Annotated in this window: 13 protein-coding genes; 11 read left to right on the top strand and 2 right to left on the bottom strand. The window is 58.1% G+C overall.

Going from position 1 to position 14,348, the window contains the following annotated elements; all coding sequences use genetic code 11:
- Positions 1 to 18: 18 nt before the first annotated feature.
- The 8 genes from ileS (at position 19) to carB (ending at position 10,656) form a co-directional block, all read left to right on the top strand.
- Positions 19 to 2,835 carry an isoleucine--tRNA ligase gene (gene ileS / locus FCN80_RS01290; protein WP_136988024.1) on the top strand — a complete coding sequence of 939 codons (2,817 nt, stop codon included), beginning with the start codon at positions 19 to 21 and terminating at the stop codon, positions 2,833 to 2,835.
- Complete coding sequence (gene lspA / locus FCN80_RS01295; protein ID WP_136988026.1) at positions 2,835 to 3,341, top strand: signal peptidase II; 507 nt, start codon at positions 2,835 to 2,837, stop codon at positions 3,339 to 3,341. Before ileS ends, lspA begins: the two co-directional genes overlap by 1 nt.
- A 5-nt stretch (positions 3,342 to 3,346) precedes the next feature.
- Positions 3,347 to 3,820 carry an FKBP-type peptidyl-prolyl cis-trans isomerase gene (fkpB, locus tag FCN80_RS01300; protein WP_136988028.1) on the top strand — a complete coding sequence of 158 codons (474 nt, stop codon included), beginning with the start codon at positions 3,347 to 3,349 and terminating at the stop codon, positions 3,818 to 3,820.
- Complete coding sequence (gene ispH, locus FCN80_RS01305) at positions 3,801 to 4,751, top strand: 4-hydroxy-3-methylbut-2-enyl diphosphate reductase (RefSeq protein ID WP_136988029.1); 951 nt, start codon at positions 3,801 to 3,803, stop codon at positions 4,749 to 4,751. Before fkpB ends, ispH begins: the two co-directional genes overlap by 20 nt.
- A gap of 66 nt (positions 4,752 to 4,817) precedes the next feature.
- Positions 4,818 to 4,943, top strand: coding sequence for a hypothetical protein (locus FCN80_RS27175; protein ID WP_306767822.1), 126 nt, complete (start codon positions 4,818 to 4,820; stop codon positions 4,941 to 4,943).
- Positions 4,944 to 4,983: 40 nt separating this feature from the next.
- Positions 4,984 to 5,805 (top strand): 4-hydroxy-tetrahydrodipicolinate reductase, encoded by an 822-nt coding sequence (dapB, locus tag FCN80_RS01310; RefSeq protein WP_136988031.1) that lies wholly within the window; start codon positions 4,984 to 4,986, stop codon positions 5,803 to 5,805.
- Positions 5,806 to 6,268: 463 nt separating this feature from the next.
- On the top strand, positions 6,269 to 7,417 hold the full coding sequence (gene carA, locus FCN80_RS01315; protein ID WP_136988033.1) for a glutamine-hydrolyzing carbamoyl-phosphate synthase small subunit: 1,149 nt from the start codon (positions 6,269 to 6,271) through the stop codon (positions 7,415 to 7,417).
- 14 nt (positions 7,418 to 7,431) lie between these two features.
- Positions 7,432 to 10,656, top strand: a complete 3,225-nt coding sequence (gene carB / locus FCN80_RS01320) for a carbamoyl-phosphate synthase large subunit (RefSeq protein ID WP_136988034.1) — start codon at positions 7,432 to 7,434, stop codon at positions 10,654 to 10,656.
- A gap of 69 nt (positions 10,657 to 10,725) precedes the next feature.
- Here carB and FCN80_RS01325 read toward each other — a convergent pair whose 3' ends face one another.
- Positions 10,726 to 11,472, bottom strand: a complete 747-nt coding sequence (locus FCN80_RS01325) for a LysE family translocator (protein ID WP_230492421.1) — start codon at positions 11,470 to 11,472, stop codon at positions 10,726 to 10,728.
- Positions 11,473 to 11,544: 72 nt separating this feature from the next.
- On the opposite strand from FCN80_RS01325, the gene FCN80_RS01330 reads away from it, so the two are divergent.
- The 3 genes from FCN80_RS01330 to folA all read left to right on the top strand — a co-directional run bounded on the left by FCN80_RS01330 (position 11,545) and on the right by folA (position 13,374).
- Positions 11,545 to 12,315, top strand: a complete 771-nt coding sequence (locus FCN80_RS01330; RefSeq protein WP_170975291.1) for a threonine/serine exporter family protein — start codon at positions 11,545 to 11,547, stop codon at positions 12,313 to 12,315.
- Positions 12,312 to 12,776 carry a threonine/serine exporter gene (locus tag FCN80_RS01335; protein ID WP_170975292.1) on the top strand — a complete coding sequence of 155 codons (465 nt, stop codon included), beginning with the start codon at positions 12,312 to 12,314 and terminating at the stop codon, positions 12,774 to 12,776. The genes FCN80_RS01330 and FCN80_RS01335 overlap by 4 nt, the downstream gene beginning before the upstream one ends.
- Positions 12,777 to 12,891: 115 nt before the next feature.
- Positions 12,892 to 13,374, top strand: coding sequence for a type 3 dihydrofolate reductase (gene folA, locus FCN80_RS01340; RefSeq protein WP_136988039.1), 483 nt, complete (start codon positions 12,892 to 12,894; stop codon positions 13,372 to 13,374).
- 62 nt (positions 13,375 to 13,436) lie between these two features.
- Here the strand turns inward: folA and FCN80_RS01345 are convergent, their stop codons facing one another.
- Positions 13,437 to 14,165 (bottom strand): hypothetical protein, encoded by a 729-nt coding sequence (locus FCN80_RS01345; RefSeq protein ID WP_136988041.1) that lies wholly within the window; start codon positions 14,163 to 14,165, stop codon positions 13,437 to 13,439.
- Between the last annotated feature and the right edge of the window lie 183 nt (positions 14,166 to 14,348).

A 14,348-nucleotide genomic window follows, 5' to 3' on the forward strand; every position in this document is an offset into this window, starting at 1 on the left:
AACGGAACCGAGAATCGAATGAGTGATTACAAAAATACCCTGAATTTGCCGGACACAGGGTTCCCGATGCGCGGCGATCTGGCCAAGCGCGAGCCTGGCATGCTGCAACGCTGGTATGAACAGGACCTGTACGGGATAATTCGTCACGCTAAGAAAGGCAAAAAAACGTTTATCCTCCATGACGGCCCGCCTTACGCGAACGGTAATATTCATATCGGTCATTCGGTTAACAAGATTCTAAAAGACATCATCGTCAAATCCAAAGGGCTGATGGGCTACGATTCCCCTTATGTTCCGGGCTGGGACTGCCATGGCCTTCCCATTGAGCTTAAAGTCGAGCAACTTATCGGCAAACCGGGCGATAAGGTCAGCGCCGCCGAATTCCGCGTGGCCTGCCGCGAATATGCCGCCGAACAGGTGGCCGGGCAGAAAAAGGATTTCATCCGGCTGGGCGTGCTGGGCGATTGGGCGCACCCCTACCTGACGATGAATTATGGCACTGAAGCCAACATCATCCGCGCCTTGGGCAAAATCATTGAAAGCGGTCATTTGCATAAAGGCGCCAAACCCGTGCATTGGTGCATTGATTGCCGTTCGGCCCTGGCGGAAGCGGAGGTGGAATATTACGATCGGACTTCGCCGTCCATCGACGTGGCCTTCCGGGCGGTGGATACCGAGGCCGTGGCGGCGAAATTCGGTGTCGCCGGGCTCAACGGGCCGGTATCGCTGGTCATCTGGACCACGACGCCCTGGACGTTGCCCGCCAACCGGGCGATCGCCCTGCACCCCGATTATGACTATCAACTGGCGGCGGTGGGCGATCAATACTGGATCCTGGCGGCTGAATTGCTGGAAAGCGTCATGGCGCGGGCCGGCGTCGAACGGTGGACCCTACTGGGCGGCTGTAAGGGCGCCGCGCTGGAATCGCTGCGCTTTCAGCATCCGTTCATGGGTTTCGACGTACCGGTGATCCTGGGACAGCATGTGACGCTGGATGCCGGTACCGGCGCGGTGCATACCGCCCCCGGCCATGGTCCGGACGACTACGATATCGGCCGCGAATACGGTCTGGAAGTGGCCAACCCGGTCGGCCCGGACGGCTGCTATCTGCCTGGCACCTTTCCCGGCCTGGATGGCGTGCAGGTCTTCAAGGCCAATGATAAAGTGGTGGATATTCTGCGCGATCACGGTGCGTTGGTGCATGTGGAAAAACTACAGCACAGCTATCCCCATTGCTGGCGGCATAAAACGCCGGTGATTTTCCGCGCCACGCCGCAATGGTTCGTCAGTATGGACCAGAAAGGGTTGCGCCGTCGTTCGCTGGAAGAAATCCAGGGTGTGCGCTGGATCCCGTCCTGGGGCCAGGCGCGGATCGAAAGTATGGTGGCCAACCGTCCTGACTGGTGCATCTCCCGGCAGCGGACCTGGGGCGTGCCGATGGCGTTGTTTGTACACAAGGACACCGAACAGTTGCATCCGCGGACGCTCGAGCTTATGGAAGCCGTGGCGAAACGGGTGGAACAGCAGGGCATCCAGGCCTGGTGGGATCTGGATCCGGCCGAGTTGCTCGGCGCCGATGCGGCCGAGTACGTCAAGGTGCCGGATACCCTGGATGTCTGGTTCGATTCGGGGTCGACCCACTCGTCGGTAGTGGCGGTGCGGCCTGAATTCGGCGGCCATGAACCGGACATGTACCTGGAAGGCTCCGACCAGCATCGCGGCTGGTTTATGTCGTCGCTGATGATATCAACCGCCATGAAAGACAAGGCGCCCTATCGCGAAGTGCTGACCCACGGCTTTACCGTGGACGGGCAGGGACGCAAGATGTCCAAGTCCATCGGCAATACCGTCAGCCCGCAGCAGGTCATGGACAAGCTTGGCGCCGACATTCTGCGGTTGTGGGTGGCTTCCACCGATTATACCGGCGAGATTGCCGTATCGGATGAAATCCTCAAACGCTCCGCCGACGCCTACCGCCGGATTCGCAATACCGCGCGTTTCCTGCTGGCCAACCTGAAAGGGTTCGACCCGGCGCGGCACAGCGTCGCGCCGCAGGACATGGTGGTGCTGGATCGCTGGGCGGTGGGCCGGGCGCTGGCGGCGCAAAAAGAGATCATCGCCTCTTACGAGAACTATGATCTGCACCTGGTGGTCCAGCGCATCATGCAGTTCTGCTCGGTGGAGATGGGCTCGTTTTACCTGGATATCATCAAGGATCGGCAATATACCGCCAAGGCGGACAGCGTCGCCCGCCGCAGTTGCCAGACCGCCCTGTATCATATCGCCGAGGCGCTGGTGCGCTGGATGGCGCCTATTCTCTCTTTCACCGCCGATGAAATCTGGAGCTTTATGCCCGGCGACCGGGCGCCTTTCGTGTTTACCGAAGAATGGTATGCGGGATTGTTCGGGCTGGACGAAAATGAAACCATGAATGATGAGTTCTGGAATCAGGTGCTGCTGGTGCGGGCCGAGGTGAACAAGGTATTGGAACAGGCGCGGGCCGAGAAACGGATTGGCGGCTCGCTGGAAGCGCAGGTCACCTTGTACGCCGACGAGAGTCTGGCCGCCACGCTGCGCGCCCTGGGCGACGAACTGAGCTTTGCGCTGCTGACGTCGCGGGCCTACGTGGCCGATTACCCTGAAGCCGGTGAGGACGCTCGGCAGGCGGAGGGACTCAAAGGGCTTAAAATCGCCCTGGCCAAGGCGCAAGGGCAAAAATGCCCGCGCTGCTGGCACTATGAAACGGACGTCGGCGCCCATGCCGATCATCCCGATATTTGCGGCCGTTGCGTCACCAATGTGGCGGGCGCCGGTGAAGAGCGAAAATTTGCCTGATGAAAAAATCGCTGACATCAACAGGATTGCGCTGGTTGTGGCTGACGGTGGCGGTATTGATTGTCGACCTCGGCACCAAGCAGTGGATTATGCAGCATTTCATGTTGCATGAAACCGTGGCCGTCATGCCGTTTATCAATCTGTTCTATGCGCAGAATTATGGCGCCGCGTTCAGCTTCCTGGCCGATAAAGGCGGGTGGCAGCGCTGGCTGTTTGCGCTGATAGCCCTGGGTATCGCGTTGGCGCTGCTGTGGATGATGTACCGGGCGGATTACCGTCAGCGGCTGTCCAATTGCGCCTATGCGCTCATTCTCGGCGGCGCGATCGGCAACTTGTCCGATCGTCTGGTGCATGGCGTGGTGATCGATTTTATCGACTTTTACGTCAACGACTGGCACTGGCCGACGTTCAACGTGGCCGACTCGGCCATTTGTATCGGCGCGGCGCTGATTGTGCTGGACGGCTTTTTGCGTCCGTCCGACAAAACCGCCCGGCAGAAAGGTTGAGCGTCATGGTCGTTCAGGTCCGAGCCGGCAGCGCGGTGCTGGTGCATTATGACTTGCGTCTCGAGGACGGCTCGCTGGCCGAATCCACCCGACGCGCCAATAAGCCCGAGTGGTTCCGTCTGGGCGATGACAGTCTGTCGCCGCCGCTTGAGCAGGCGTTACTCGGGCTGCGCGTGGGTGATAAAAAAACTTTCTCCCTGGCGCCTGAGGCGGCCTTCGGTCCGGTGAATCCCGATCTGGTGCAGTTTTTCTCGCCACGGCATTTTCTTGAGACCGGCGTGCCGGAAGTCGGTACTATTATGCTGTTCACCGCGATAAACGGCGAAGAGATGCCTGGCGTTATCCAGGCCGTGACGGAAGAATCCATTACCGTGGATTTCAATCATCCGCTGGCGGGCCGCCGGGTTGTGTTCGATATTGAAGTTGTGACGATAGAAGATCCGCGGCAGGAGGAACAAGATGCGCATCTTGCTGGCTAACCCCCGTGGTTTTTGCGCTGGTGTCGATCGGGCCATCAGTATTGTGGAGCGCGCGCTGGAGATTTACGGCGCGCCGATATACGTGCGTCACGAAGTGGTGCATAACCGCTACGTGGTGGATTCGCTGCGCGCCAGCGGCGCCATTTTCATTGAGCGGATCGATGAGGTGCCGGACGGTTCCATTCTGATTTTTTCGGCGCATGGCGTATCGCAGGCGGTACGCAACGAAGCGAAAAACCGGGATCTGACGGTATTCGACGCCACCTGTCCGCTGGTGACCAAAGTGCATATGGAAGTGGCGCGCGCCAGTCGCAAGGGCACCGAGGCCATTCTTATCGGCCACACCGGTCATCCGGAAGTGGAAGGCACCATGGGGCAGTACAGTAATCCCGACGGCGGCATGTATTTAGTGGAATCGCCGGACGATGTGTGGAAGCTGCGGGTCAGAGACGAAAACAACCTGACGTTCATGACCCAGACCACATTGTCGGTGGACGACACCTCCGACGTTATCGATGCCCTGCGCGCCCGCTTCGCGCGCATTATCGGACCGCGAAAGGATGATATCTGCTATGCCACCACCAACCGGCAGGAAGCGGTGCGGGATTTGGCCCGCAAGGCCGATGTGGTGCTGGTGGTGGGGTCGAAAAACTCCTCTAATTCCAACCGATTGGCCGAATTGGCGCAACGGGCGGGCAAACCTGCCTATCTCATTGATACCGCAGCGGATATCCGTGAGGGATGGTTGCACGGCGTCACCGTGGTCGGCGTAACGGCCGGCGCGTCGGCGCCGGATATTCTGGTCCAGGCGGTGATTCGCCGTTTGCAGGCGCTGGGCGGCGGAGAGGCGGAGGAATGTCTGGGCCGTGAAGAAAACATCGTTTTCGAAGTACCCAAAGAATTGCGCGTCAACGTGAAAGTCGTCGAATAAAGCCGTCGCGCCGCCGGCCGGCGCGCGATTCAACCGGTGCGTTTTAGGCCGCCAAAATGAATAATCATGCATACCCATCAGCGCGTTGCCGGGGCGGCAGGCGATATTCCCGCCGCTGATGTCCGGCGGCGCGGGGCATATTATTCTTATTCAGCGGCGGTGGGACTGGCGGCCGGGACGGCGTCCCGTTAAGCTGGTCTGGAATTTTGCTTTTTTGCCAAAGAGGGATCCAATGACGACAGAACCTATCCGTATCGCGGTGGCCGGCGCTGGCGGCCGAATGGGCCGGCAACTGATCCAGGCGGCGCGGCAATCCGGCCGCACGCAGCTTGGCGCGGCGCTGGAGCGCGGCGGCTCCAGTCTGGTGGGCGCCGATGCCGGCGAACTGGCGGGGCTGGGCGCGATCGGCGTCAAGATCGGCGACAGCCTGACGACGGTAGCGGATCAATTTGACGTGTTTATCGATTTTACCCGTCCTGAGGGTACGCTGGCCCACCTCGAATTCTGCCGGAAACAGGGTAAGGGCATGATTATCGGCACTACCGGCTTCAATGACCAGCAAAAAGCGCAGATCGCCGCCGCCGCGCAGACTATCCCCATTGTCTTCGCGGCCAATTTCAGTGTCGGCGTCAATGTCATGCTGACGTTGCTGGAAAAAACCGCGCGGGTCATGGGCGAGCAGTGCGACATTGAAATCATCGAAGCGCATCATCGACATAAAGTGGACGCCCCGTCCGGCACCGCGCTGGCCATGGGCGAGACTATCGCCGCCGCGCTGGGTGTGTCTCTTGCGGATTGCGCGGTTTATGCCCGGCAAGGACATACCGGTGAGCGCAAGCCCGGCAGCATAGGTTTCGCCGCCATACGCGCCGGGGATATTGTCGGCGAGCATACCGCGATGTTTGTGGATATCGGCGAACGCATCGAGATTAGCCACAAGGCGTCTAACCGGATTAACTTCGCCAATGGCGCGGTTAGAGCGGCAATTTGGCTGAAAGACCGGAAAAACGGCCTTTTTGACATGAAAGATGTGCTTGGGTTGCACGATATTTAGCGGCCTTATGCTGAGAAGTTTTCTTTACTCTGAAAAATTACTGATAATTAAGATTTTTTTCCAATCCGTGTTTATTTTTTTTAAAATGGCGTTTATCTGGGTTTTATGGGCTGGACGCCATAAAAATAACACTTTTCTCCAATACTGGTGTCGTGATTTCGGTTGATATGGCCGCAATGCCGTTATTTTGCCGCCGAAAACCGAATCATCCATTCAAATTAGAGCGGCAACCGTTTACTTATCAATCCAGGTAGGGATTTTTATCGGGTTTGATGCCGATATTCAGTGGAATCGCGATTATTTCAAAAAAACCTTGAGCTGGGGGTCGACAAGCCACCGCCTCATCTTTAAAATGCGCGCAATTTGCCAAAAATTCGCATTGCCGGTGTTTTTTGCATTGATTAAGATGATTAAATCTGAATTAATATGCAAATACAATGACTGAATATTCTTGGAGGGTGTTTTGATAAAGTCAGCGCTGTTGGTTCTGGAAGACGGAACCCAATTCCACGGTCGGGCCATCGGGGCGGAGGGAACGGCAGTGGGGGAAGTGGTCTTCAATACCTCAATGACCGGTTATCAAGAAATCCTCACAGATCCTTCCTATTCCCGCCAAATCGTCACTCTCACTTATCCCCATATCGGCAATGTCGGCACCAATGAAGAAGACGACGAATCCCCCGCCGTGCAGGCGCAGGGACTGGTCATTCGCGATTTGCCGATTATCGCCAGCAATTTCCGTTGCGGGCTTCCCCTTGAGGATTACCTGAAAAGCCGCAATGTGGTCGGTATCGCCGATATCGATACGCGCAAACTGACCCGGCTGCTGCGGGAGAAGGGGGCGCAAAACGGCTGCATTATCGCCGGCGATCGGCCAGATGCCGCGTCCGCTTTGCAAAAGGCGCGGGATTTTCCGGGGCTCAAGGGCATGGATCTGGCCAAGGAAGTGAGCACCGCCGAGCGTTACGGCTGGACGCAGGGCAGTTGGCGGCTTAACGGCGGCCTGCCCGCGCCGAAAGCGGAGAGCGAACTGCCCTACCATGTGGTGGCCTATGATTATGGGATTAAGCGCAACATCATGCGCCTGCTGGTGGATCGCGGCTGCCGTTTGACGGTGGTGCCGGCCCAGACGCCGGCGCAAGACGTGCTGGCCTTGAATCCGGACGGCATTTTCCTGGCGAACGGGCCTGGCGATCCGGAGCCGTGCGATTACGCCATCGCCGCCATCAAAACCCTTTTGACCACCGAGATACCGGTATTCGGCATCTGCCTTGGTCATCAGCTACTGGCCTTGGCCAGCGGCGCCAAGACGCTGAAAATGAAATTCGGCCACCACGGCGGCAATCATCCGGTGAAGGACCTTGTGGCCAATCGGGTCATGATCACCGCCCAGAATCATGGTTTCGCCGTGGATGAGCAAACACTGCCGCCAAACCTTAAGGTCACTCACATTTCGCTGTTCGATGGGTCGTTGCAGGGCATCCATCGTACCGACAAGCCGGCCTTCAGCTTCCAGGGGCATCCCGAGGCGAGCCCCGGTCCTCATGACGCCAGCCGACTGTTCGACCACTTTATCGAATTGATTACGACATACCGTTCACAAGCAAAATAATCAGGAGCCAAGCAATGCCAAAACGTACTGATATCTCCAGCATCCTGATTCTTGGCGCCGGTCCGATCGTCATCGGCCAGGCCTGCGAGTTCGACTATTCCGGCGCTCAGGCTTGCAAGGCGCTGCGCGAAGAGGGTTTTCGCGTAGTGCTGGTAAACTCCAATCCGGCCACCATCATGACCGACCCCGACATGGCGGACGCCACCTATATCGAACCCATTCATTGGGAAGTCGTGCGCAAGATCATCGAAAAAGAGCGGCCTGACGCGATACTGCCCACCATGGGCGGCCAGACGGCGCTCAATTGCGCGTTGGAGCTGGAGAGCAAGGGCGTACTGGCCGAATTCGGCGTGACCATGATCGGCGCCACGGCCGACGCCATCGACAAAGCCGAAGATCGTCGCCGCTTCGATCAAGCCATGCGCAAAATCGGTCTGGAAACCGCCCGTTCCGGTATTGCCCATACCATGGAAGAAGCGCTGGCGGTGGCGGCCGACGTCGGTTTCCCCTGTATTATCCGTCCGTCATTTACCATGGGCGGTTCGGGGGGCGGTATCGCTTACAACCGGGAAGAGTTCGAGGAAATCTGTGAACGTGGTCTGGATTTATCGCCCACCACCGAACTTCTGATCGACGAGTCGCTTATCGGCTGGAAAGAGTATGAAATGGAGGTGGTGCGCGACAGGAACGATAACTGCATCATCGTCTGCTCCATTGAAAACGTCGATGCCATGGGGATTCATACCGGTGATTCCATCACGGTGGCGCCGGCCCAGACCCTCACCGACAAGGAATACCAGATCATGCGCAACGCCTCGATGGCGGTTCTGCGCGAAATCGGGGTTGAAACCGGCGGCTCCAACGTGCAGTTCGCCGTCAACCCCAAAAACGGCCGGCTGATTATCATCGAAATGAACCCGCGCGTCTCGCGTTCCTCGGCCCTGGCGTCGAAAGCCACCGGGTTCCCTATTGCCAAGGTGGCCGCCAAGCTGGCGGTGGGCTATACCCTTGACGAATTGATGAATGATATTACCGGCGGCCGTACCCCGGCCTCGTTCGAACCGTCCATCGACTATGTGGTCACCAAGATCCCGCGCTTCAACTTCGAAAAATTCGCCGGCGCCAACGATCGCCTGACCACCCAGATGAAATCGGTGGGCGAGGTCATGGCCATCGGCCGCACCCAGCAAGAGTCATTGCAGAAAGCTTTGCGCGGCCTGGAAGTCGGCGCCACCGGCTTCGACCCCAAGGTGAATCTGGAGGATCCCCAGGCGCTGACCACCATCCGCCGCGAGCTGAAAGACGCCGGCGGCGAGCGGGTCTGGTACATCGCCGACGCGTTCCGGGCCGGGCTGTCGGTGGATGGTGTTTTCAATCTGACCAATATCGACCGCTGGTTCCTGGTGCAAATTGAAGAACTGGTCAAACTGGAAGGCCAGGTGGCCGAGCTGGGCGTCAACGGACTGGACGCCGATTTCCTTCGGCTGCTCAAGCGCAAAGGCTTCGCTGATGCCCGTTTGGCGGCATTGGTGGGCGTGGCCGAAAGCGAAATCCGCAAACTGCGCGAGCAATACCATCTGCACCCGGTGTATAAGCGGGTGGACACCTGCGCGGCGGAATTCGCCACCGATACCGCGTATATGTATTCCACCTACGACGACGAATGCGAAGCCAATCCCCATCGGGACCGGGAAAAAATCATGGTGCTGGGCGGCGGGCCAAACCGTATCGGCCAAGGTATCGAATTCGACTACTGTTGCGTTCACGCCTCGCTGGCCCTGCGCGAAGACGGTTACGAAACCATTATGGTCAACTGTAACCCTGAGACGGTTTCCACCGATTACGACACCTCCGATCGGTTATATTTCGAACCGGTCACGCTGGAAGATGTGCTGGAAATCGTGCGCATTGAGCAGCCGAAAGGGGTGATTGTGCAATTTGGCGGCCAAACGCCCCTGAAACTGGCCCGGCAGTTGGAAGCGGCTGGCGTGCCCATTATCGGCACCAGTCCGGACGCCATCGATCGCGCCGAAGACCGGGCCCGCTTCCAGCAGGCGGTGGAGCGCCTGGGACTGAAGCAGCCGGCCAACGCGACGGTAACCACCATTGAACAGGCGGTGGAAAAAGCCGCCGCCATCGGCTATCCGCTGGTGGTTCGCCCGTCGTATGTCCTGGGCGGCCGGGCCATGGAGATTGTCTATGATGATACGGATCTGCTGCGCTACTTCCAGACCGCGGTCAGCGTTTCCAACGATGCGCCGGTACTGCTCGACCGGTTTCTGGACGACGCGGTGGAAGTGGATGTGGATGCGGTATGCGACGGCCGGCGGGTTTTGATCGGCGGCATTATGGAGCATATCGAGCAGGCCGGCGTTCACTCCGGCGATTCGGCCTGTTCGCTACCGGCCTATACCTTAAGCCAGGATATCCAGGATGTGATGCGCGGCCAAGTGGAAAAACTGGCCTTCGAACTTCAGGTGCGCGGCTTGATGAACGTTCAGTTCGCCGTTAAAGACAACGAAGTTTACCTGATTGAAGTCAATCCCCGCGCCGCCCGGACTGTGCCTTTCGTGTCCAAGGCCACCGGTTCGCCGCTGGCGAAAGTGGCCGCCCGCATTATGGTGGGGCAGTCCCTTGACGACCAAGGCATGTTCCAGGAAGTGATACCGCCTTATTATTCGGTCAAGGAAGTTGTCCTGCCGTTTAATAAATTTCAGGGCGTCGACCCGATCCTCGGGCCGGAAATGCGTTCCACCGGCGAGGTGATGGGGGTCGGCCGGACTTTCGCCGAAGCGTTTGGCAAAGCCATGCTCGGCAGCCAGTCCCATATGAAAAAATCGGGCCGGGCGTTGCTGTCGGTACGCGAGGGCGACAAGAGCCGCGTGGTGGATCTGGCGGCCAAGCTGCTTAAGCACGGGTTTGAATTGGACGCCACTCACGGCACCGCGGTGGTGCTGGGGGAGGCGGGCATCAATCCGCGTCTGGTCAACAAGGTGCATGAAGGACGACCGCATATCCAGGATCGCATCAAAAACGGCGAATACAGCTATATCGTCAATACCACCGCCGGCCGGCAGGCCATCGCCGATTCGAAACTGATTCGGCGCAGCGCGCTACAATATAAAGTGCATTACGACACCACCATGAACGGGGGCTTCGCCACCGCCATGTCGCTGAATTCGGATCCCACCGAACGGGTCATCTCGGTTCAGGAAATGCATCGTCAACTGAAAGGCTGACGGTCGGGCCGCCGCCGGACCGGACGCCGATCCGGCTTATCTGGCGGCGGATGCCCGGCGCCGGCCGCTTTAACTCAACGCGACCTTGATACCCAGGACAATCAGCACGCTGCCCAAGAGTTTATCCACCACTTTCTGCGCCCGAGACAGGCCGCGCCGTACCGGCCCGCTTTGAATAAGCACCACCAGCAACGGCCACCAGATCACCGCCAATAGCCAGATGATGGCCGCGTACCAGAGCTTTTCGCCCACCCCCGAGTTCACCTGCAGCACTTGGGTAAACACCGACAGAAAAAACAGCGTTGCCTTGGGATTGAGTAAATTGCAAAGATAACCTTGTAAAAATGCCTTTTGCAAGCCAACCCGTTGTTGGGGGAGGTTATCGATATTCAGTTTACCGCCGCCGCGGGACAACAACGACTGAATGCCGACCCAGACCAAATAAGCGGCGCCGGCGTATTTCAATAGGCTAAACAGCCAGGGCGTGGTGGTAATGACCACTGCCAGCCCGGCGACGCAATACGTCATATGGGTGGCGACGCCGCAAATAATCCCGAGCGACGTCATCATGGCGGCGCGGCGCCGGTAGCGGGCGGCATTCTTGATCACCAGGAAAAAATCCGGTCCCGGCGAGAGCATGCCCAACGTGGCGATAGTGGCGACAAACAGCGATGTTTCCAGCATGATAGAGTCCGATACGGATGGGGATAACGGGCCATGATACCGCCGAGGCGGAAAAGACGCACCTTTCTTCGCCAACGCCTGGGCGATATGGCCGACCCCATGACGTCGGGCTTGCCGTAGCCGATGTAACATGATAAGAAACACTCCTCTGTCGTCCGGGTTAAGGAAAAGGCAAGCGATATGCCGATAACCGGCCAAAGTCCTATGTCTCACGATCATCAACGGGATATCACCCGGGTATGTATCGAATGCGCCCTGCTGTTGTTACAGCATGGCGCCGAAAGCATGCTGGTGGAGCAATTGTCGACCCGGCTCGGCCTGGCGCTGGGCGTCGGACGGGTGGAAAGCTCCATATCCGCCAATGCGGTGGTGCTGACCACCCTGGTGGATGACTATTGCCTGACGTCCACCCGGAAAAACCAGGATCGCGGCATTAATATGCATGTGGTGACCCAGGTGCAGCACATCGTTATCATGGCCGAGCACCATTTGCTGGATGTCGGCGATGTCTCCAAGCGGTTCGCCGCCATCAAGCCTTTTCGTTATCCCCGTTGGATGATGGTCGGTATCGTCGGTTTGTCATGCGGCTGCTTTAGCCGGTTAAATGGCGGCGGCTGGGATGCCTTTGTCGTGACCCTGTTGGCCAGCGGCCTGGCCATGTATGTCCGTCAGGTATTGACCGCCCGGCAAATGAACCCGCTGATCAATTTCTGTATTACCGCATTTGTCGCCACATCCGCCTCCGGCCTGCTGTTGCGTTTGCCTCAGTTTCAAGACACCTCGCTGGTGGCGATGCCGGCCAGCGTGCTGCTGTTGGTGCCGGGATTTCCCCTGATAAACGCCGTGGCGGATATGTTCAAAGGCCACGTCAACACCGGCCTGGCGCGCTGGACCATGGCCAGCCTGCTGACGCTGGCTATTTGTATCGGCATCGTTCTGGCGATGGCGGTCTGGGATTTCCGGGGGTGGGCGTGAATTTATTGTTGCTCCTTGCGCAGGATATGCTGCTGGCGGCGGTGCCGGCGCTGGGATTCGCCATGGTGTTCAACGTGCCGGCCAAGGCATTGCGCTACTGTGCTTTGCTGGGCGCCATTGGCCACGGCTCCCGTATGTTGATGATGCATTATGGCCTGAATATCGAATGGGCCTCGTTGCTGTCCGCCATTTTGATCGGCATTATCGGCATTCGCTGGTCGCGCTGGTTGCTGGCCCACCCCAAGGTATTTACCGTGGCGGCGGTGATCCCGATGTTTCCGGGGATTTCCGCTTACAGCGCGATGATTGCGGCGGTGCAGCTCTCCCACCTCGGTTACAGCGAAGCGTTAATGTCAACGCTGGTCACCCAGTTTCTCAAGGCGGGATTTATCGTCGGCGCGTTGTCCATCGGCCTGTCTTTGCCGGGGCTTTGGCTTTATCGTAAGCGGCCGGGGGTGTGAACGGTCCATAAATTAGGCGCTTTCCGAAATGTGTGCCGGCCGGGGGCCGGCGCTATCGACGGCCGGGGAGACTTTACGTATAGTGGCAGCAATTTCATAGCCGGTAAGAGTTTATATGATAATCAGCCTGATTGCCGCCCTGGCCGTGGATCGCGTAATTGGTCTAGAAAATGGCATGCCTTGGCACTTACCCGCCGATTTGGCGTGGTTCAAACGCAATACCCTCAACAAACCGGTCATTATGGGCCGCAGAACTTACGAATCCCTTGGCCGTCCGCTGCCCGGACGCCGCAATATCGTGCTAAGCCGCCACCCCGGCGCCGACAAAGGCATCATCTGGACGGGGACGATAAACGAAGCGCTGGCCGCCGCCGGCGATGCCGGCGAGGTGATGGTCATCGGCGGCGGCTCGGTCTATCAGCAATGCCTGCCGCGCGCTCAGCGTTTGTATCTGACGCATATCGATGCGGAAATCGACGGCGATACCTATTTTCCCGATTACGAGCCGGATGAATGGCAATCCACATTCAGTGAATTCCATGACGCCGACGTCAAGAATAGCCACAGTTTCTGTTTCGAAATTCTGGAGCGGCGGTAGGTTTCGGACGGCGGTTGTAAAAACCGCCGTCCAGAAATCGCGTATTGGAATGAAAATCTCGCTTAGATAGCCGTCGCGACAGTTGTAGTGATGTCGATGACCGCGTTATCGGTGGTCCAGCCATGGCGCAGATCGTCAAGGGCGGATTTCATTTGATCGATAAATAAGCGCTTACTCTCGGTGGCGGCGAAAATCGCGCCATGCTTTTCTTCCTTAAGATCGCCAAAGCTTTCAAAAGTATGCCCGCAAATATCCCTCTTAAGTATTTCGGCGGCGTGTTTTCGCTGTTCCGCATTACCCCTGTGCCGGCACAAGCTAAGATCAGTGACCAACACGCGCAATAAATTGGTTTTTTTGCCAGGCTCGGGTCTCTCCGCCAATTGATCGCCGGCGCTTCCCGCCGCCGAAAGTGTCTGTACCCGTTCCAGGATGAACTCCTCCTGCAGTTGGTTGAACGTCCAACTGATTTCAACCTGTTCCAGGCGCGCGCGCAGTTCGTCGAGGGTGGGCAGACGCAGACGGGCCGCTATTTCCTTTTGTAAGGCCATGGCATGATCGGGAACCGCCTGCGCCAACTGTTGTAAGGCCGAGGACGCCGAAGCCGGCGCCGTGTTGTTTTGCGGCCCCGATATCGTGACAGCGGCGGGGGAAACGCGGTCTCTTCCGGTAGAAAGTTTAAATGACGTATTGGTTATCCGTCTGAATAACCGGGTGATTCCACTGCCGGTCGATTCGACGGTCCGATGACCAAGGGGCGAAGTGGCTAACGCATGATCGAGTGCGATATTCATAATGAGGTCCTTCTAAAACTGAGTTTAAAGACAGGGGTTATTGATCCGGATGCAGCCTACCGGTATTTGTAATAACAATCCTTAAACAAAGGGCCTTGTTGGGGTGTGCTCGGACAGTCAAAGGCGTGATTGTACTGGGCGAGGCATGATCTGGCGCAGGCGATGCGATGATGGTTGGCGGTC

This window comes from Martelella alba, from assembly GCF_005217455.1.
GTDB lineage: Bacteria > Pseudomonadota > Gammaproteobacteria > Enterobacterales > Enterobacteriaceae > Acerihabitans.